17 protein-coding genes are annotated in these 17,925 nt (G+C 62.3%); 9 read left to right on the top strand and 8 right to left on the bottom strand.

The genetic code is table 11. The features are described 5' to 3' along the window. Positions 1-6: 6 nt before the first annotated feature. Entirely contained in the window at positions 7-696 is a 690-nt protein-coding gene (locus R4P70_RS20725; RefSeq protein WP_003945570.1) for a response regulator, read from the bottom strand. Further along, the gene (locus R4P70_RS20730; protein ID WP_308371996.1) at positions 693-2,279 is read right to left on the bottom strand and encodes a sensor histidine kinase; all 1,587 of its coding nucleotides are present in this window, start codon (positions 2,277-2,279) and stop codon (positions 693-695) included. The genes R4P70_RS20725 and R4P70_RS20730 overlap by 4 nt, the downstream gene beginning before the upstream one ends. Before the next feature lie 119 nt (positions 2,280-2,398). Between R4P70_RS20730 and R4P70_RS20735 the strand changes: the two genes are divergently transcribed. After that, positions 2,399-3,811, top strand: coding sequence for a C4-dicarboxylate transporter DctA (locus R4P70_RS20735; RefSeq protein WP_003945501.1), 1,413 nt, complete (start codon positions 2,399-2,401; stop codon positions 3,809-3,811). 131 nt (positions 3,812-3,942) lie between these two features. Here R4P70_RS20735 and R4P70_RS20740 read toward each other — a convergent pair whose 3' ends face one another. The 3 genes from R4P70_RS20740 to R4P70_RS20750 form a co-directional block, all read right to left on the bottom strand. After that, positions 3,943-5,166 (bottom strand): acyl-CoA dehydrogenase family protein, encoded by a 1,224-nt coding sequence (locus R4P70_RS20740; RefSeq protein ID WP_317831473.1) that lies wholly within the window; start codon positions 5,164-5,166, stop codon positions 3,943-3,945. Then, on the bottom strand, positions 5,163-6,440 hold the full coding sequence (locus tag R4P70_RS20745) for an acyl-CoA dehydrogenase family protein (RefSeq protein ID WP_317831475.1): 1,278 nt from the start codon (positions 6,438-6,440) through the stop codon (positions 5,163-5,165). The genes R4P70_RS20740 and R4P70_RS20745 overlap by 4 nt, the downstream gene beginning before the upstream one ends. A 125-nt stretch (positions 6,441-6,565) precedes the next feature. Further along, the gene (locus R4P70_RS20750; protein ID WP_317831477.1) at positions 6,566-7,552 is read right to left on the bottom strand and encodes a sucrase ferredoxin; all 987 of its coding nucleotides are present in this window, start codon (positions 7,550-7,552) and stop codon (positions 6,566-6,568) included. A gap of 122 nt (positions 7,553-7,674) precedes the next feature. Here R4P70_RS20750 and R4P70_RS20755 point away from each other — a divergent pair, with 122 nt between their 5' ends. The 4 genes from R4P70_RS20755 to R4P70_RS20770 all read left to right on the top strand — a co-directional run bounded on the left by R4P70_RS20755 (position 7,675) and on the right by R4P70_RS20770 (position 11,596). Beyond that, a complete protein-coding gene (locus tag R4P70_RS20755; RefSeq protein ID WP_317831479.1) occupies positions 7,675-8,613 on the top strand; it encodes an iron-siderophore ABC transporter substrate-binding protein in 939 nt (312 codons plus the stop codon). Between the two features lie 97 nt (positions 8,614-8,710). Next, positions 8,711-9,208, top strand: a complete 498-nt coding sequence (locus R4P70_RS20760) for a glutathione peroxidase (protein WP_003945816.1) — start codon at positions 8,711-8,713, stop codon at positions 9,206-9,208. Between the two features lie 95 nt (positions 9,209-9,303). Next, positions 9,304-10,008 carry a DUF2334 domain-containing protein gene (locus R4P70_RS20765; protein WP_019747074.1) on the top strand — a complete coding sequence of 235 codons (705 nt, stop codon included), beginning with the start codon at positions 9,304-9,306 and terminating at the stop codon, positions 10,006-10,008. A gap of 226 nt (positions 10,009-10,234) precedes the next feature. Continuing rightward, positions 10,235-11,596 (top strand): Ig-like domain-containing protein, encoded by a 1,362-nt coding sequence (locus R4P70_RS20770; protein WP_317831481.1) that lies wholly within the window; start codon positions 10,235-10,237, stop codon positions 11,594-11,596. A gap of 8 nt (positions 11,597-11,604) precedes the next feature. Here the strand turns inward: R4P70_RS20770 and R4P70_RS20775 are convergent, their stop codons facing one another. Further along, positions 11,605-12,252, bottom strand: a complete 648-nt coding sequence (locus tag R4P70_RS20775) for an MBL fold metallo-hydrolase (protein ID WP_029254557.1) — start codon at positions 12,250-12,252, stop codon at positions 11,605-11,607. 165 nt (positions 12,253-12,417) lie between these two features. Between R4P70_RS20775 and purS the strand changes: the two genes are divergently transcribed. Beyond that, the gene (gene purS, locus R4P70_RS20780) at positions 12,418-12,657 is read left to right on the top strand and encodes a phosphoribosylformylglycinamidine synthase subunit PurS (protein ID WP_003945817.1); all 240 of its coding nucleotides are present in this window, start codon (positions 12,418-12,420) and stop codon (positions 12,655-12,657) included. Next, positions 12,654-13,331 (top strand): phosphoribosylformylglycinamidine synthase subunit PurQ, encoded by a 678-nt coding sequence (gene purQ / locus R4P70_RS20785; RefSeq protein ID WP_019747077.1) that lies wholly within the window; start codon positions 12,654-12,656, stop codon positions 13,329-13,331. The genes purS and purQ overlap by 4 nt, the downstream gene beginning before the upstream one ends. Positions 13,332-13,416: 85 nt before the next feature. On the opposite strand, the gene R4P70_RS20790 is transcribed toward purQ, so the two are convergent. Beyond that, a complete protein-coding gene (locus R4P70_RS20790) occupies positions 13,417-14,637 on the bottom strand; it encodes a pyridoxal phosphate-dependent aminotransferase (protein WP_019747078.1) in 1,221 nt (406 codons plus the stop codon). A 138-nt stretch (positions 14,638-14,775) separates the two neighbouring features. Here R4P70_RS20790 and R4P70_RS20795 point away from each other — a divergent pair, with 138 nt between their 5' ends. Together R4P70_RS20795 and R4P70_RS20800 are read left to right on the top strand one after the other, a co-directional pair. Continuing rightward, on the top strand, positions 14,776-16,182 hold the full coding sequence (locus R4P70_RS20795; protein ID WP_317831485.1) for a PLP-dependent aminotransferase family protein: 1,407 nt from the start codon (positions 14,776-14,778) through the stop codon (positions 16,180-16,182). A 57-nt stretch (positions 16,183-16,239) separates the two neighbouring features. Continuing rightward, entirely contained in the window at positions 16,240-16,686 is a 447-nt protein-coding gene (locus R4P70_RS20800) for a hypothetical protein (protein WP_024487534.1), read from the top strand. Positions 16,687-16,692: 6 nt separating this feature from the next. On the opposite strand, the gene R4P70_RS20805 is transcribed toward R4P70_RS20800, so the two are convergent. Further along, complete coding sequence (locus R4P70_RS20805; protein ID WP_317831488.1) at positions 16,693-17,901, bottom strand: macrolide family glycosyltransferase; 1,209 nt, start codon at positions 17,899-17,901, stop codon at positions 16,693-16,695. Positions 17,902-17,925 lie beyond the last annotated feature (24 nt).

Consider the following 17,925-nt stretch of genomic DNA (forward strand, 5'->3'; position numbering starts at 1 on the left):
TGTCAATCAGGTTCTGCGGTAACGAACCTGAGGGCGCCCAGCGCGCCCGTACTCGGTCTCCCGGGTGAGCATGCCGTCGTCTGCCAGCTTTTCCAGGTAGCGCCAGGCCGTCACCCGGGACACGCCGACCGATGCTGCCACCTCTGCAGCGGTCACCGGTCCTTCAGAATCCCGGACAGACGCTGCGACGAGTCCGAGTGTTTGAGACGCAAAGCCTTTCGGTGCCGCTGCGCGATCGTCGGACGTTCGTAGTGCGGACATCGCGCGGTCGATGTCGTGTTGACTGACCGCAGACTCTCCAGCGGGAAGTGCTGCACGATATTCGAGGTAGCGCTCGAGCTTGTCGCGGAATGCTGCGAAAGTGAACGGCTTGAGAAGATAGAGGACGATCCCGCGAGCCACGGCGCTTCGGACCACCTCCAGATCGCGCGCCGAGGTAACCGCGATGATGTCCGGACTGGGCCGCAACCCGCCGAGGGCGGAAGCCACGTCGAGACCGCTGGCGTCGGGCAACCCGATGTCGAGCAGGACCAGGTCGATGGGCTGGTCGGTGGCATTGGCCGCCGTAACTGCACGCACGGCGGCGTTCCCGGAATGAACCACGCCGTGGACCACGAATTCCGGCACACGCTCGACGTAGGAACGGTGTGCCTGCGCGATCAACGGTTCGTCGTCGACTATCAGTACACGGATCATCGCGGTGCTTCCGCCTCGCGCAGCGGGATACGGACAACCAGCATTGAGCCCATCGCCGGCTCGCTGGTGAGCGTGCCGCCGTGCCGTTTCACAACTTGAGAGACCAGTGCGAGACCGAGTCCGCGAGAGCCGGATTTTGTGGAGTAGCCACGGCCCTTGGCCTTTTCGAGTGCTTCGGGTGTCATTCCCGGGCCGCTGTCGGCGACGGCAACAACCATCATCGAATCCTCTTCCATTACCGTCACTTCCACCCACGGAGACTCGCTCGCGCGCGATGCGTCAATAGCATTGTCCACGAGATTGCCGACCAGCGTGACCAACTCGCGTGCATTGAGCGAAGGAACCGGACCGAGCGCGGTGTCTTCCGTGATGGTCAGGTCGACCCCGCGTTCGGTCGCTTCGCTCATTTTCCCGAGCAGTAGTGCGGCCAGCGCCGGCTCGTGGACCGCATTCATCAGACGATCGATCAGCTGTTGGGACACCCGCAATTCGTTGGTGGCGAAGGCCACTGCGTCCTCGTTTCGCCCCAACTCGACCATCGTGATGATCGTGTGCAGACGATTTGCGCTCTCGTGGGCTTGCGATCGAAGCGACTCGGCAAAACTTCGTACCGAATCCAATTCCCCGAGTACGTTCTGAAGTTCGGTGTGATCGCGAATTGTCAGCACGGTGCCAATACTGTTGCCCTCCCACTCAACCGGGTGTTGGTTGACCACCAGCACACGCTTGTCGGTGAGGTGCACTTGATCCTTCGCGGGAGAGGCGTCGTCGACCCGCATGGTCTCGGGGATGGATGAAAGTGGCACGGGCCCGTCCGGTAGATCGAGGAGGCGACGTGCTTCGTCGTTGACGATGTCCACTCTCGCGTCTTTGCTTCGGCCTTGCCCGATCACCACCAAACCCTCACCGATGCTGTGCAGTACGGCGTCGTGGTGCTCGTACATGGTGCGCAGTTCGTCCGGAGCCATTCCCAGGGTCTGTCGCCTGATGCGTCGGCTCACCAGAAGTGAACTCAGGAGGGCGGCAAGAAGACCGCCGCCGGCAACGAACAGGATGACCGGAACACTTTGGGCGAACTGCTTGCTGATCTGCTCTCGGGTGACACCGGCAGAAACCAGACCGACCAGGGTTCCGCCGGAATCGTAGACAGGAGTGACTGCGCGGATCGACGGCCCCAGCGACCCGGCGTACGTCTCCGTGAAGGTCACGCCGGCGAGTGCGCGGTCAATGTTTCCGTTGAACAGTTGACCGATCAGCTCCGGGCTCGTGTGGGTGAATCGAGTGCGATCCGGCGCCATCACCACGATGAAATCGACGCCGGTTGCCTGTCGTATTTTCTCGGTCTGTGGTTGCAGAATCGCGGTCGGGTCCGGGCTCGTCAGGGCTGCCGCCGTCGAATCCGACAGGGCGAGAGTCTGCGCTATCGAGCTCACCTGCCTGCGGATCGCGTCGTCGCTGTCTCGGCGTTCGTCGACAACTGCGAGCGCGGCCCCCACGCCGATGACCAGCGCCAACAACGCCAATTGCAGGAGCAGGATCTGCCTGGCGACGCTCATACGTCGGCCGGTCTTTCGTTCGACCATCGAGCGCCTCCTGAACGTAATGAACACAAACTTCCGGGCCCACCTGTTTGCAACAAGAATTCTCCACGACTCGAAGTGATCCCGATCACTTCACAGATATCCGATCCAAAGGACACCCCATGAGCAGCACGGCAACAGGGACAGTAGACGGTTCCCCACAGCCCGAGGGCACCAAGGCAAAGCGCGACAAGACGCATTGGCTCTACATGAGCGTCATCGTCGCGGTTATCGGCGGCATCCTCGTCGGTTGGCTCGCACCCGAGTTCGGTAAGTCCGTCGGTGTACTCGGCACGTTGTTCGTCAGCCTGATCAAGATGATGATCAGCCCGGTCATCTTCTGCACCATCGTGCTCGGCATCGGCTCGGTTCGAGCTGCGGCCAAGGTCGGCAAGGTCGGCGGCCTCGCACTCGCCTACTTCATCGGGATGTCCACCATCGCACTCGCGATCGGCCTGGGCGTCGGCAACCTGCTCAACCCGGGCAGCGGCCTGAACATCACGCCCAACGCGGCCTCCGTGGCCAAGCTTGCAGATCAGGCCCACAGCGCGGGCGGTACCTGGGACTTCATCGCGTCCATCATTCCGACGTCGATGCTGTCCTCCCTCACCGCCGGCAGCGTGCTGCAGACTCTGTTCGTCGCCCTTCTGGTCGGCTTCGCGATCCAGTCGCTCGGCAAGTCGGGTGAGCCGATTCTCAAGGCCGTCGGATACATCCAGAAGCTCGTGTTCAAGATCCTGACGATGATTCTCTGGCTCGCCCCGATCGGTGCTTTCGGCGCCATCGCCAGCGTCGTCGGCCAGACCGGTTTGAACGCCGTCGTCCAGCTCGGAACCCTGATGATCGGCTTCTACCTGACCTGCCTGATCTTCGTCTTCGGTGTTCTAGGAACGCTGCTGCGCGCCGTCACCGGATTCAACATCTTCAAGCTGGTCAAGTACTTGGCCCGTGAGTACCTGCTCATCTTCGCCACGTCATCCTCCGAATCGGCACTGCCGCGTCTGATCGCCAAGATGGAGCACGTCGGCGTCGAGCGCACCACGGTGGGCATCGTCGTTCCCACCGGCTACTCGTTCAACCTCGACGGCACCGCGATCTACCTGACGATGGCCTCGATCTTCATCGCCGACGCCATGGGACAGCCGCTCGCCTTCGGTGAACAGCTCTCGCTGCTGGTGTTCATGATCATCGCCTCCAAGGGCGCTGCGGGAGTCAGCGGCGCCGGTCTGGCCACGCTGGCCGGTGGACTGCAGAGCCATCGCCCCGAGCTTCTCGACGGCGTCGGACTCATCGTCGGAATCGACCGCTTCATGTCGGAAGCGCGAGCGATCACCAACTTCTCGGGCAATGCGGTCGCGACTCTCCTGGTCGGCGCGTGGACCAAGACGATCGACAAGGAACGCGTCATCGAGGTGCTCGACGGGAAGATTCCGTTCAACGAAGCCACGATGCTCGACGACGAGGACGAAGAAGAGCAGCACAAACTCGAAACGGCTCCGACCGGCACCAAGCAGTCATTTGTGAGCCATCACTAGATACTTCCGCTCTGCTGAACGTTTGACCGCACAGCAGGCGCGGAACCCGATCTACGATCAGTGATCCTGGTCGTAACGATGAAAGAGACCGCCGCACTAACCGTGCGACGGTCTCTTTCTGTTCGTGGGTGCTATGTGTACCAGGTGGGTTCGGGAATCTCGCCGGTCAGAAAACGACTACCGACTTCACGGCGCTTGTACGCGAGCGGATCGTGAAGGGTATGCGTCCGGATGTTGCGCCAGTAGATATCCAGGCCGACATCGTTGGACGTGGCTCTGGCACCGGTCAGTTCGAAGATCTTGTTGCTGATCTCCAAGGAGACGTCGGCGGCGCGAAGTTTTGCGGCCGCAATGCGTACGGCGAGGTCGCCGCGAGCCTGCTCGGTGAGGTTTTTGCGAGCGTCGTGGAGCACGGCGTCGGCCTCACGGCTGACCTGATCCACGAAGGCCTCCGCTGCCCACAGCTTCGATTGCAAGTCGCCGTAGCCCTCACGGAGGTACCACTCGTCGGTTGCGATTTCGCGGTTGTCACCGCCGTACGGCCATGGACGCGTACGGGTTCGGGTGTACTCGGCCGCAGTGTCCAGTGCGCCACGGGCGATCCCGAGGTAGAAGTTCGCGAACACGATCTCGATCGCGGGGAAGTTCAGCGTGTTGTAGACCAGAGGTTGGAATTCCTTGTCGACAAAGCCTGCCGCACTTGCCCAGTCGACCTCGACGTCGTTGATCTCGACACTGCCGGAATCGGTGAGGCGCTGTCCGAGATTGTCCCAGTCTCCGCGGAAGACTATGCCGTCCTGAGCAGTCGGCACGATAGCGAACACATGCGTCGCAGTTCCGTCGATGATTCCTTCGAGCACCGTGAGGTCGGTGACTCGTCCGCCGGTGGAAAACGACTTCACACCGTTGAACACCAGGGTGTCTCCGCGGTCCACGACGGTGAGGTCCGTATCTCGAGGATTCACTGCGCCGCCGAAGAAGAATCGGTTGCTCGTGTACAGCTCCTCGACAGCGGAGATCTGCGGATCGGTTCCGACCAATCTGGCTGCCCACGCCCACAGGTAGTGATACCCGAGCAGTTGCCCGATGGAGCCGTCGGCGCGCGCGATCTCCCGAACCACCCTGTAGGCGGTCTCCCATCGCTGCCCACCGCCGCCGAACTCGATCGGACCCAGCAGTGTCACCAGACCACTGTCCTTGAGCAGCCGAACTTCTCGAAACGGTGGTTCGCCGGCTCGGTCGCGGGCGAGTGCGTCGGCGGCAAGGATGTTGCTCACCTCGCGAGCGCGGTCGATCCAGCCTTCGGATGTGTCGGGAACGCCGACGAAGACTTCGGTTTCACTGGTCACGGTCATGCCTGTACATCCTTTTCGGTCGGTGCAGTCCCGATGGCCCACACGTAAATCGGTTCGGTTCCGTTGATTTCGTAGTCGCCGACAACTTTGGATTTGAAGACGACCGGGTTGTGGCTGGCCACGGTGCGGGCATTGCGCCAGAACCGATCGAGATCGAGGTCGCGGCTCACTCCGGAAGCGCCGAGTGCGTCGAAGATCTTGGCCGTGGCTGGAACGACGAGTCCGATCGAGGCGACTTGCTCTCGCCCCGAATCGATTTCGGCTGCGATGTTGGCGGCTTTCTCTTCCTCCGGCGAGCCGGAGAATGCGGCTTCGTATGCCCATTGGGACGACTGTGCTGCGTGCAGCGCCACGGCCTCGGCTGCAAAGGCAGCCGAGGACACCTCGCCGACAACTTGCTGGATCTGCGAATCCTGCGCGTATCTCGGAGTGTTGCCGTGACTGAAGGTTCGAGTACGAGAGGCGACTCGACGAGAGATCTCGGTTGTCGCAGCCTTGGCGATGCCGGCGAGAGTAGCGAGATGGAACAGTTGGTAGAACGCGGTCTGGTATTTGAATCGCGTCGAGAAATCGAAGATGTTCTCCGGCTGGACTATTGCGTTCTCGTAGACGGACGAGCCGGAGCCAGTCGTCTGCTGGCCGAACCCGTTCCAGTCGTCACTGTGTGTGACACCGGGTTGTCTCGCTTCGACTGCGGCGATCACGAATGCGCCGGTGTCGGTGCGCTGCGAGTACAGGTCGATCCAGTCGGCGAAAATGGAACCCGTGCTGTAGAACTTTGCCCCGTTCGCCAGGAAATGGTCGGCATCGGGTGCGGGCGAGACCTTGGTGTTGGCTTCGCCCAATGCAACGTCGCCGATTTCGGTCCACGCGTTGCCGACCAACTGTCCCTCCGCGAAGCGTCGGAGCCAGGTGTCACGCTCAGGCCCGGGGTCGGCGACCAGTCGGTCTTCGACAAACGCGAAATGACCGCGCAGTGCCTGGGTGATGTTGGAATCGGCGCTCGACAACTCGACTAGTAACCGGATCAATTGCGGGATGCTCGCGCCGGATCCACCGTGTGTTGTCGGCACCCGAACGGCGCCGAAGCCTGCTTTCTTGAGTGCGTCGATCTGTTGGAAGGGAAGCACGTGATCGCGTTCGCGTTCGACGACGGCTTGTGCGATGTCCGCGAAGATCGGACGGAATTTTGCTGCCAGTGTTTCGTAGTCGACCTCACTCTTGATCGGATCTGCAGACCGGGAAACGGCATTCGGCGTCAGTGCGGTGGTCATGGGAAGAATGCAAGCTGTAATCACCAGGGGCGTCGATCCTTCATCGCGACCTGATTCGAAGTGTTGTCAGTCCGCGCAAATCTCGGTTCGATGGCCTGCCGGGCAGTTCTACCGGAATCGAGTGGTCAGTGCGATTGCTCGTGAAGGTGTTCTACGATCCATCCGTTCCATTCGACAGTTCCTCCGGAACCGCAATCGTGTCGGAACGGCTGCCCTGGAGAGCCGGGTCGAACGACCACGCGAAAGTCTCTCGCCTCCAATCGAAGATCGACAGTCGTATGTTCTCCGTCGACGCTCTCGGTGACGCTCTCGAGTGCGTCCGTCCCGACGATGCCGGTAACGCGTCGGACTGCGTGTTCGGCGGCCTGAGCGGCCTGTGACAGTGCCGCTCGGCCGCGCAGGTGCAGCAGCTCCAATTCTCCGGCTTGGTATTTTTCGGCTGCATCGATCGCGGAGTTGCCGTCCAGTCGGCTGAAATAGACTGCGGCGGGCCACGCAATCATGTTGGCCGCGAATCGATCTCCGCCGATGTGACTGCATTCCCACACATCTGCGATCTGTGCCGCGTTCAGCGCCGACACGACCGGGCGACCGAGTTCCGCGCAGCACGCATCCTTCTTTCCATGTGTGCAGACTGCGAAGAGCGGTTCCGTGCGGGAGCGGCCGAAGTCGGGTTCCACACCGGTGGCCATCGATTCGAACGGCAGTACCGACAGGTCCTCGTATCGGTCGACCGACCCTTCCCGCATCCACTGACGTGTGCCGTCCGTCCAGGCGAGTACGCACATCGGGGTGAGGACTCGGCGGTTGCGGGGCCGCCGGATCACCACGAGGCGGATACGACCCTGCGCTGCGTAGATTTTTTCGGTGAGTGCGACGGGGAGAACGTCGTCAGGAGCGGACGCCGGCCAGGGGCCGGGGTGCTCGATCAACACCCACAGATGTGTCATTCCGGAGCGACCGACCATCGGTTCGCCGACGGTCGACGACTGCCGTGTACAGGCGTGAGGGCGTCGACTGGTTTGCGGATTGGCGACAAATTCCGGAAAGCACTGCATAGATGCCTTCCCCAGGACACCGTCGCTGCAGGTGTGGCAGGGAAGGGAAGACATGATGAGGCTCCAGTCTCGTAGGTTAGGCTCACCAGACTATTGGATGGTGAATCCTTTGCTCAGCCGTGGTGAATACGCGTGGCTGTGACGGTCGAAAGCAGTCGGTAACAGGAGTGTCGGGAATGAAACGCAGTAACTCGCGGGCGAAGTACGTGCTGGGTGGTTTTGTCCTCGCCGCCATCGTGGCAACGACAACGGCGTGTGGCAGTGACGACAAGACGGATATCGACAGTCAGTCCGCCGACACCGTGCACGCGGTCACCCATGCCCGCGGAACCACGGACGTACCGATGGATTCGCAGAGAGTTGTCGTGCTCGAGCCGGTTCAGCTCGACACGTCGGTAGCGCTGGGCGTGATTCCCGTGGGCACCGCGGTCCTCAGCGAGACGACCGGTGTTCCGGCGTACCTCGGTGAGAAGGCCGCGGAGATCGAGATGGTCGGCACCGTCGCGGCACCGAACCTCGAGAAGATCGTCGCACTGAGCCCGGACCTGATCATCGGAACGGAATCGCGGCACGGTGATCTGTACGAGCAACTCGCTGCCATCGCGCCGACCGTCTACATGGCGACCCAGACCGATCCGTGGCAGGACAACGTCCAGTTCGTCGCAGAGGCGTTGAACAAGACCGATAAGGCAGGCGAACTGCTCGGTGACTACACGGCACGCTGCGAGGAAGTGGCGAGCAAGCACAGCACCGAGGGCAAGACCGCTCAGCTCATCCGCCCACGCGACGACGTTCTGACGCTGTACGGACCAACGTCGTTTGCCGGAAGCACTCTCGAATGCGCGGGACTCACGATTCCCGCACGCGACTGGGAGAACTCGATCTCCGTCGACCTCTCCCCGGAATTCGTCTCCGGAGCCAACGCCGACCTCATCCTGGTCACCTCCGCGAAACCGGCCGATGCCAGCACGATGCCGAAGGCCGTGGCGGACAACGCCGGATTCTTCCCGAACCCACATCTGGTCGACATGTCCTACTGGATCACCGGCGTCGGACCGCTCGGCGGCCTCACCGTTCTGGACGACCTCGATCGCATTCTCGGAGCATCGAAGTAGCAGTAGGTGAGAACAAGCAGTAGGTGAGAACAAGCAGTAGGTGAGAACAAGCAGTGGGCGAGAACTGGCAGTCGGCAAGAGTCGCTAAGTTGGACCTATGACAACTCCAGTACAGAACATCGCGATCAACACCCTCGGTGGCGTGCCCACCTCGTTGGGTGAATACGACGGCCGTGCCGTGCTCGTGGTCAACGTGGCATCCAAGTGTGGACTGACCCCGCAGTACTCGGCGCTCGAGAAGCTGGCCAGCGAGTACGCCGATCGCGGTCTGACCGTGATCGGCATCCCGTGCAACCAGTTCATGGGGCAGGAACCGGGTACCGCCGAAGAGATCGAGACGTTCTGCTCCACTACCTACGGCGTCACGTTCCCGCTCCTCGAGAAGATCGAGGTGAACGGCGAGAACCAGCATCCGCTGTACGCCGAACTCACCAAGGCTGCCGACGCCGAAGGCGCTGCGGGCGACATCCAGTGGAACTTCGAGAAGTTCTTGATCGGACCGGACGGCACCGTCGTCAACCGCTTCCGTCCGCGGACCGAGCCTGACGCTCCCGAGGTTGTCGCCGCGATCGAAGCTGCGCTTCCGAAGAACTAGTAGCTTCCCAAGAGCCAGTAGATGCGCTGAAAACTGCCGCCGGATGATCATCCGGCGGCAGTGTGCTGTTCACCCACAGCTGCCACTATCGGAGTATGTCCGCAGAACTGATCGTGTCGGTATCCGGAATCAGAGACGAGACATGTTATCTCGCTGCCGGATTCGCTGACGAGATGGACGCTCGAGGTGTCCGCCTGTCACTCCTGGTGGCGCCGCGACTGAAGGACAAATACCGACTGGCCGACGACGCGGTGACGACGGCCTGGCTGCGTGAGCGTCGTGAGCACGGCGACGCCATCGTTCTGCACGGCTACGACCAGGCCGCGACCAAGCGTCGTCGAGCCGAGTTCGCCACTCTGTCGAAGCACGAAGCAAAACTGCGACTACTCGCTGCGGATCGGGTTCTCGAGCATGCAGGCCTTCGGACCCGGGTGTTCGCACCGCCGCGCTGGGTGGCGTCGCCTGGTGCCATGTCGGTGTTGCCGGAGACCGGCTTTCGGACGATGGCAGGCCTCGGCGCAGTACACGATCTGACCCGTGGAACCTTGCAGCGGGGAAGGGTTTTCGGTATCGGCGAGGGCTTCAAGGCCGAGCCGTGGTGGTGTCGCGCATTGGTTCTCGGAGCTGGGCGCGCCGCCAAGCGTGGGGGACTGGTCAGATTGTCGATTACTGCCAAGCAGTTGGGAAACGAGGGCCCACGTCAGGCTGTTCTCGACGCTGTGGACCTCGCGCTTTTTCATGAGGCCACCTCGCAGGTATACCGATGGAACTCCCCGTCGCAGGAACTCGGCGCTGCCTGAATTCGGTCATTGGCAACTATTCGATAGCTGCGAGATGGTGTCGTGTGTCCGGGTTGCCCGAGCATGCAGACTCTTCGCATTTATCCCGTTCCTTGCAGGCAGTAGGGCCGATTAGGTCAAAGTCGCATAAAGTGGACGTTGAATTCGAGTATGGCGTCGCCCAACCTTTTCGCTGCTACAGTGCGTGCAGTTAATCTGCCGCTAGTAGACGAAGTTGAGGTTCACCATGCGCGCACGAGGGTTCTCCAAGTCGGCCGAGGGTCTTGTCGCTCTGGCTGTGGGCGCAGTCGTCTGTGCTGCAATCGTCCCGGCAGTTGCGTCTGCCGCTCCGACCGGCGTGGTTCACACGCTGCCGACGGGCGGTGTCGACGGTGGTGCGAGCGAAGGCACCCGCACCGCAACTGTCGACGACGAAGGTGAGCAACTCACACTGCGGCTTCACAAGATGAATCTGCGGGGATCCGACTTCTCGATGGCCGTGCAGGAAAGCGGCGGCGAGCTGACCGATGTGGTGATCCCGGCGCCCCGTTCGTACATCGGCAGTGTGGAAGGGCATCCGGACGCAATCGTCTCGGCCATCGTCGACTCCGCCGGAACACTGCGCGGGCAGGTGATTTTCGATCGTGGTGCTTCGATCGAGTTCGTGGGATCCGACGTGGTCGGTCGCAGCACGGCGCCGATCGACGCAAAACCCAAGTGGCCGACCGCCTCTATCGCGTCGGCCTCGGCCGCAAGCGTCGGCAAGACGGTGAAGCAGTTCGTGGTGGGATTGGATCTGAGTGGCGAGTGGTACTCCGCGCACGGCGCAGGCAGTCCCGCCGTCGCTCTGGATCGGGCCGAGGAATCAATGGCCCGAACCGCTGCGATCTGGATCAGAGACGTCGGAATTCGACCGATCCTGGGTCGGGTTGTCCTTCGGCCCGATGCCGCGAGTGACCCGTATTCGAGCAGTTGTGAAGACCTCGACCAGTTGGAAGGTCTGTGGTCCGATCAGGTCGGGACGAGCGTCGACCAGGCGACTGTCGTCTGCGCTTCCGGTGGCGGAAATGCCTACTACTCGAGGTTCGAACTCGATCACAGCTATGCGCAGGTCGGTGCCGAGCCCGATGGCAACTTCAGCCGCGTCCTCCGCCACGAGTTGGGCCACAACTTCTACGCCGACGACTATCACGGCGGCGGCGCCGAGGGATCGACCATCATGAACGGCAACGACCTCTCGCGCTTCGACGGCACCGAATTTGCTGCCATCGTCGATGCCGCGGACGTGGCCTCGGATCGACTCGACGACGTCGGTCGGTACACGGCAAGCCCGATCCCGCCGTACGCCGCACTCGACACCGCGCAGGTCCGCTCAGGTGGCACAGTCACCGTCGACGCCGTCGCGAATGATCATGACAGCAACGGAGATTCGATCAAGGTAACCGGGGTCGAGGCGACGTCACTTCTCGGTGGCACCGTAAAGCTCGAAAACGGCGAAGTGGTGTTCGAGGCCGGAACGAAGACAGGCACCGACAGGATTCTCTACACACTCACCGACGCAGCCGGTGGGACGAGCACCGGCTGGATCATCGTCGATGTGAGTGCGTGAGGACTGAATCAGGCGACTTCGACGCTCGACTCCTCGCCGAGAACTCGGAACTCGGTACCGTCGGCAGCCATTTCCGAGTAGCGACCGTAGAAGATGCCTGTGGCTTCGTCGCGGATGATCGCTTGATGGATGGGAACCGCGACGCGCGGCGCTACCGCGCGGAGGTAGTCGATGGCCTCCGAGATCTTGAGCCACGGTGCGGCGGCGGGAAGGGCAAGAACGTCGACCTTCTGTTCGGGGACGTAGAGGGAATCGCCGGGATGCATGAACTGCGCCGGGTTGGTGGCGTCGCCGAGGAGGAACGCGGTGTTGTCGATCATCGGTAGGTCCGGATGGATGATCGCGTGCTCTCCGCCGGTTCCGGTCACCTCGACGTCGCCGATGCTGAACCGGTCGCCCGGCCGGACTCCCGTCCAGCGCCCACCGAGCTTCTCAGCCGTCTGCGGATCGCTGTACAGCACCGCGTCGGGGTTTGCTTCGGCCAGTTCGGGTAGGCGCGCCGGGTCGGCGTGATCGGGGTGTTGATGTGTCACGAGGATGGCGTCGAGGCCGGTGATGCCTTCGAATCCGTGCGAGAAGTTGCCGGGATCGAAGAGGATTTTCGATCCGTTCAACTCCACGAGCACACAGGAATGGCCAAAATGTGTCAGTCGCATGATTTCGAGTATGCGCCGCCCTGGAGTGACTCGCAGGCGGGTTTCGCGGGTGTTGGCCGTCACGCCCCGATCACTCGATGCGAACCATCTCGGGTGCGCCCGGTAAACTGGCCATCACCCGAGCGTTTCACTCCGGGTTCGCGCACTAGTACCGAGGAGCAGCACGTGGCCCGTGTCGTCGTCGAAGTCATGCCCAAGGCCGAGATTCTCGACCCCCAGGGACAGGCAATTGTCGGGGCACTGTCTCGCCTGGGCTTTGCAGGAGTATCCGATGTCCGTCAGGGCAAGCGGTTCGAGTTGGAGATCGACGGCAGTGTCGAAGACGCCGAACTCGAGAAGATCGCCGAAGGCCTGCTGGCCAACACGGTGATCGAGGATTGGACCGTCAGGCGAGTCGAGGCATGAGCGCACGTATCGGGGTTATCACGTTCCCGGGCACGCTCGACGACATCGATGCTGCTCGGGCCATCAACCTGGCCGGCGGTGAAGCTGTCGAACTCTGGCACGGCGACGCAGACCTCAAGGGTGTCGACGCGGTTGTCGTTCCCGGCGGATTCTCCTACGGCGACTACCTTCGTTGCGGCGCGATCGCACGTTTTGCTCCCGCGATGGGCAAGGTTGTCGAAGCAGCCAAGGGCGGCATGCCGGTCCTGGGCATCTGCAACGGTTTCCAGATCCTCTGCGAAGCAGGTTTGCTCCCCGGTGCCCTGACCCGTAACCAGGGTCTGCACTTCATCTGCCGCGACGAGTGGTTGACGGTCGAAGCCAACAACACGGCTTGGTCCTCGCGTTACGAGGCCGGCGCCCAGATCCTCATCCCGCTCAAGTCGGGTGAAGGTCGCTTCCAGGCTTCCGAGAATGTTCTCGACGAACTCGAGGGTGAAGGCCGCGTCGTCTTCCGCTACTCGGAGGAGAACCCCAACGGTTCGCAGCGTCGTATCGCCGGCATCTCTTCGGCCAACGGCCGTGTCGTCGGTTTGATGCCGCACCCCGAGCACGCCACCGAGGCTCTCACCGGACCGAGCGACGACGGACTCGGCTTGTTCTACTCGGCACTCGACGCGATCGTCACTGCCTGATCGCCTGCTGATTCTCACCACTGAACGCCGACCGGAAATCCGGTCGGCGTTCAGTCGTTTGTGGAGGTGTCGCGGGGCTCGGGGGTTACTGGCTGTAGGAACTGAGGAAGTTGCCGAGACGCTCGAGGGCGGTCGCGAGGTCGTCGGTGTTCGGCAGAGTCACCAGTCGGAAGTGGTCGGGTTCGATCCAGTTGAACGCGCGGCCGTGACTGACCAGAATCTTTTCCGATTCCAGTAGATCGAGAACGAACCTCTCGTCGTCGACGATGCCGAACTTGTCGACGTCGAGCTTCGGGAACAGATACAGCGCGCCGTCGGCCTGCTGACAGCTGATCCCGTCGATGCTGTTGAGCGTGCTGTGCGCGAGATCGCGCTGTGCTGTCAGTCGGCCCTGCGGGAGCAGGAGGTCCTCGATGGACTGGCGTCCGCCGAGTGCGGTCTGGATCGCGTGCTGCGCCGGCACATTGGCACACATTCGCATGTTGGCCAGTAGTTTGATGCCTTCGATGAAACTCGACGCCCGCTCGAGTGGTCCGGTGATGGCCAGCCATCCGGCTCGGAACCCGCAGACGCGGTAGGCCTTGGACAGCCCCGAGTACGTCAGACACAAAACGTCTCGCCCGGTCATCGACGCAAGGTTTGTCATGGATCGGCCGTCGTAGACGATCTTCTCGTAAATTTCGTCGGCGAAGAGCATCAGGTCATGCTTGCGGGCAATGTCGACGAAGCGTTGCAGCACCTCCGTCGAGTAGACGGCGCCCGTCGGGTTGTTGGGATTGATGACGACAATCCCTCGGGTGCGCGGAGAGATCCGGGCTTCCAGATCGTCGAAGTCCGGTGCCCAGCCCTGGCTTTCATCGGTGAGGTAGTGAACCGGCGTGCCGCCGGCAAGTGAAACCGAAGCCGTCCACAAGGGGTAGTCGGGAGCGGGAATCAGGATCTCGTCCTCGGGATTGCAGAGCGCCTGCATCGTCAGCGTGATCAGTTCGGAGACGCCGTTTCCGAGATAGATCTCGTCGACGGTGACGTCGGTGATACCCCGCGTCTGGTAGTACTGGACCACCGCGGTGCGCGCCGAATACAGTCCGCGAGAATCGCAATATCCCTGGGCGGTAGGGAGATTGCGGATCATGGCCATCATGATTTCGTCCGGTGCTTCGAATCCGAAGGGGGCCGGATTACCGACGTTGAGTCGCAGGATCGTGTGTCCCTGATCCTCGAGTTCTTCGGTCTTGTCGAGAATTCGCCCTCTGATGTCGTACCTGACATTCTCGAGCTTGCGGGCCTGATCGATGGGTGTGTTCACGCGGTTACGTACCTCTCCGGTTCGGGTGGGCGAGTTGTGTTTCAGATGAGAAGGGCGCCTCAGGGTTCGGTCTGGAAACGGACATTGATTCGCGATAGCGCTAGCGGCGAGAGGAGAGTAGCGCTACTATGATTCGACATGTCCAATGATAGCAGTTCGAGGATTGTCGCAGCCTTGCGCGAATGGATCGCGACGGCACCTCCAGGCGCGAAGCTTCCGTCCACTCGGTCGCTCGTGAGCCTGCACGGGGCGAGCCCGGTCACCGTGCAGAAGGCGCTGCGAACGCTGGTATCTCAGGGGGTTGTGGAGGCTCGTCCCGGTGTGGGGACCTTCGTACGCGCCGCATGCGTCGTGCGACCCAACGACTACGGGTGGCAGACAGCGGCGCTCGGATCGCCGAACTATCGTCTGCAGCTGCCTATTGCGCTGCAGTCCACCTCCAACGACGTGATCGCGCTGCATTCCGGCTATCCGGCCCGAGAGCTGTTGCCCGAAGGGCTGGTTCGTGCAGCATTCACCAGAGCGACGCGAACCGACGCCGTGTTCAATCGGCCCCTCGCTGCCGGGCTTCCGGAACTGCAGTCCTGGTTTGCCTCCGAATTGGGTTCCGCAACTCCCGCCGGGATCACTCCGCCCGGGCCGAACGACGTGGTTGTACTTCCCGGCAGTCAGGGTGGGCTTGCGACGTCCTTCCGTGCGCTGGTGGGGGAGGGGCGTCCGTTGCTCATGGAATCGCCGACCTACTGGGGTGCGATCCTGGCTGCCGCCCAGGCCGGAGTCACGGTCATTCCGATCTCCAGCGGCGCCAACGGCCCTGATCCTGAAGAGCTTTCGCGTGCATTCGAACAGACCGGTGCCCGGGCGTTCTACGCACAACCGAGCTTCGCGAGCCCGACGGGAGCGCTGTGGTCGCCGTCGTTGGCTGACAAGGTTCTCGACACCGTCCGTCGGCACGGCGCCTTCCTCATCGAGGACAGTTCGGCGCTCGACTTCGGAATCACCGCAGATCCCAGCCCCATCGCTGCACGCGACGACAGCGGACACGTCGTTTACCTTCGTGCACTGACCAAGAGCGTGTCGCCATCGGTGCGAGTTGCCGGATTGATCGCCCGAGGGCCGGCCTACGAGCGGATTCTTGCTGATACACAGGCGGATTCGATGTATGTCAGTGGGATGCTGCAAGCGGTAGCGCTCGACGTCGTGACCCAGCCGGCCTGGCGCACGCACTTGCGCCGGCTTCGTCACCAACTCGAGGCCAGACGCGACCTCCTCGTGTCGAGTCTGCGCGAGCATGCGCCGGACGCTCACCTCGACGCTGTACCGCAAGGCGGACTCAACCTCTGGCTTCGGCTCCCGGACACCACGAATCTCGAACGTGTCGTGCAGGACTGCCGGTCGGCCGGCGTCATCGTCGGGGCCGGTGACGATTGGTTCCCGGCAGAACCGACCGGAAAGTTCTTGCGGCTCAACTACGCCGGACCGAACCCGGGTGAGTTCCCCGACGCCGCCCGCATCATCGGCCGAGCAATCACACAACATATGTAGAACTTCACCTCGCTGGTGGTTGACCTGAACTTCCGTTGAGGTTTTATCGTCGTGTCCATGAACAAACAAGCGATGCAGCCACCGGCCAATCAGCCGATCGGATTCTGGACAGCGCGTGCCGGTGAAGCGATTCGCGCGCGCACGCGCGGAGCGCTCGAAGCAATCGGCGTGACCCAGCCGGGGTGGTGGGTCCTGCACCAACTTTCGCTGCACCCTGAAGGTGTGGAGCGAGCTGTCCTCCTGCGAACGATCGGTCCGAACGAATCAACTGACGTGATCGACGCTGCCGTCGACTCTGCTCTCGACCTGGGCTGGGCGCGTGAAGACGAGTCTGTCCTTCTCCCTACTGATGCGGGCACCCAGCAGTTCGATCGCGCCGCGCGGGTACAGCAGATGCTGCAGGAAGAGCGGATGCAGGGAATCAGCGAAGAAGAATTCGTCACCACCATCACGGTTCTGCAGCGAACCATCAAGAACGTGGGCGGCGACGCCTGGCACTGGTAGCCACCACTACCGCCGCCCGCTGTCTGGCAGGGCGGCCTCGATCAACTCGACGGCACGAGATACACCGCCCGCCGCTGCGAGTTCTTTTGCCAACTCTGCACTGCGTCGGCGGAACTCGTCCGAGCTCACCCGAGTCAGAGCCTCTCGAAGCTCTACTGGCGTGACGGTAGCGCCGTCGACGCGTACTGCGACACCGGCGTCGACGAGTGAGTCGGCGTTGCCGAACTGATCGACGGCTTGCGGCACCGCGATCATGGGTGTGCCGGTCACGAGACCCTCGCTGGATCCGCCCATACCCGCGTGGGTCACGAATGCGTCGGCCTGCTGCAGAATCGCGAACTGCGGTATCCAGCGGTGTATTTCGACGTTGGCGGGCAGTGGTCCGAGATCCGAGATCTGCACCTGCTTTCCGATCTGGAGGACGACGTGCCAGCCGTCCGTCTGGCCGAAAGCCTCGACGCAGGTGCGATAGAAATCCGGATGATCGGTGAAGGCTGAACCCAGCGAAATCAACACAAGCTTGCGTTCGGGATCCGGGTTCACCCAGGGTTGATTGCTCGGTTCGAGTGCGGGGCCGACAAACGTGTAGACGTCGCGGTTCACTCGATCGGCGTTGGGCTGCATCGATTCTGCGATCAGCACGATTGCACGGGGTGGGCGTCCGGTGAACTCACGCGGATCGACCTCGACGCCTTCGGCGCGGAAGAACCGGGCCTCGCGATCGAGTAGGTCGACGCCTCTCGGATCGGAACGAATCTCGTCGTACATCGGTGCGGCGTCGGCTTCGTAGCCGTCCCAGGCAACATACGTCGGCGACAACTGGATGATGGGAACGTTCCACTGCTGAGCCAGTATTCGCGCGGGGATCCCGGCGATGTCGTAGAGAAAGAGGTCGGGACGGTCGTCGTCGTAGATTTGGCGCAGCTGCGGCAGCATCGCCTCGTAGTCGTCCTGGAAAATCGTCAACTGATCGATCAGATCCCCATCCCAACTCTTCTCCGGTTCGGCGCCGTCAGGGGAAGGAACGAGGCTGGGCAGCGTGGAGACGTACGGTGCGAATTCGGCCCCGGTCGCCTCGATGACCTCGCGCATCGACTCGTCGTTGGCGTAGGTGACGCGGTGACCGGCGGCGACGAGACGCGCGATGATCGCCAGGCTCGGATTGACGTGGCCAGGTGCCGGAATGCTCACCATGGCGATATGTCTGCGGGTCATCGATCACTCCTGCCGTCTGACTGT

This window comes from Rhodococcus sp. IEGM 1241, from assembly GCF_033142365.1.
Classification (GTDB): Bacteria; Actinomycetota; Actinomycetes; order Mycobacteriales; family Mycobacteriaceae; genus Rhodococcus_F; species Rhodococcus_F erythropolis.

Excerpts from the sequence above, each read along its gene's own strand:
- R4P70_RS20725 (WP_003945570.1), bottom strand. The coding sequence starts at position 696 with ATGATCCGTGTACTGATAGTCGACGACGAACCGTTGATCGCGCAGGCA.
- R4P70_RS20730 (WP_308371996.1), bottom strand. The coding sequence starts at position 2,279 with ATGGTCGAACGAAAGACCGGCCGACGTATGAGCGTCGCCAGGCAGATC.
- R4P70_RS20735 (WP_003945501.1), top strand. The coding sequence starts at position 2,399 with ATGAGCAGCACGGCAACAGGGACAGTAGACGGTTCCCCACAGCCCGAG.
- R4P70_RS20740 (WP_317831473.1), bottom strand. The coding sequence starts at position 5,166 with ATGACCGTGACCAGTGAAACCGAAGTCTTCGTCGGCGTTCCCGACACA.
- R4P70_RS20745 (WP_317831475.1), bottom strand. The coding sequence starts at position 6,440 with ATGACCACCGCACTGACGCCGAATGCCGTTTCCCGGTCTGCAGATCCG.
- R4P70_RS20750 (WP_317831477.1), bottom strand. The coding sequence starts at position 7,552 with ATGTCTTCCCTTCCCTGCCACACCTGCAGCGACGGTGTCCTGGGGAAG.
- R4P70_RS20755 (WP_317831479.1), top strand. The coding sequence starts at position 7,675 with ATGAAACGCAGTAACTCGCGGGCGAAGTACGTGCTGGGTGGTTTTGTC.
- R4P70_RS20760 (WP_003945816.1), top strand. The coding sequence starts at position 8,711 with ATGACAACTCCAGTACAGAACATCGCGATCAACACCCTCGGTGGCGTG.
- R4P70_RS20765 (WP_019747074.1), top strand. The coding sequence starts at position 9,304 with ATGTCCGCAGAACTGATCGTGTCGGTATCCGGAATCAGAGACGAGACA.
- R4P70_RS20770 (WP_317831481.1), top strand. The coding sequence starts at position 10,235 with ATGCGCGCACGAGGGTTCTCCAAGTCGGCCGAGGGTCTTGTCGCTCTG.
- R4P70_RS20775 (WP_029254557.1), bottom strand. The coding sequence starts at position 12,252 with ATGCGACTGACACATTTTGGCCATTCCTGTGTGCTCGTGGAGTTGAAC.
- purQ (WP_019747077.1), top strand. The coding sequence starts at position 12,654 with ATGAGCGCACGTATCGGGGTTATCACGTTCCCGGGCACGCTCGACGAC.
- R4P70_RS20795 (WP_317831485.1), top strand. The coding sequence starts at position 14,776 with ATGTCCAATGATAGCAGTTCGAGGATTGTCGCAGCCTTGCGCGAATGG.
- R4P70_RS20800 (WP_024487534.1), top strand. The coding sequence starts at position 16,240 with ATGAACAAACAAGCGATGCAGCCACCGGCCAATCAGCCGATCGGATTC.
- R4P70_RS20805 (WP_317831488.1), bottom strand. The coding sequence starts at position 17,901 with ATGACCCGCAGACATATCGCCATGGTGAGCATTCCGGCACCTGGCCAC.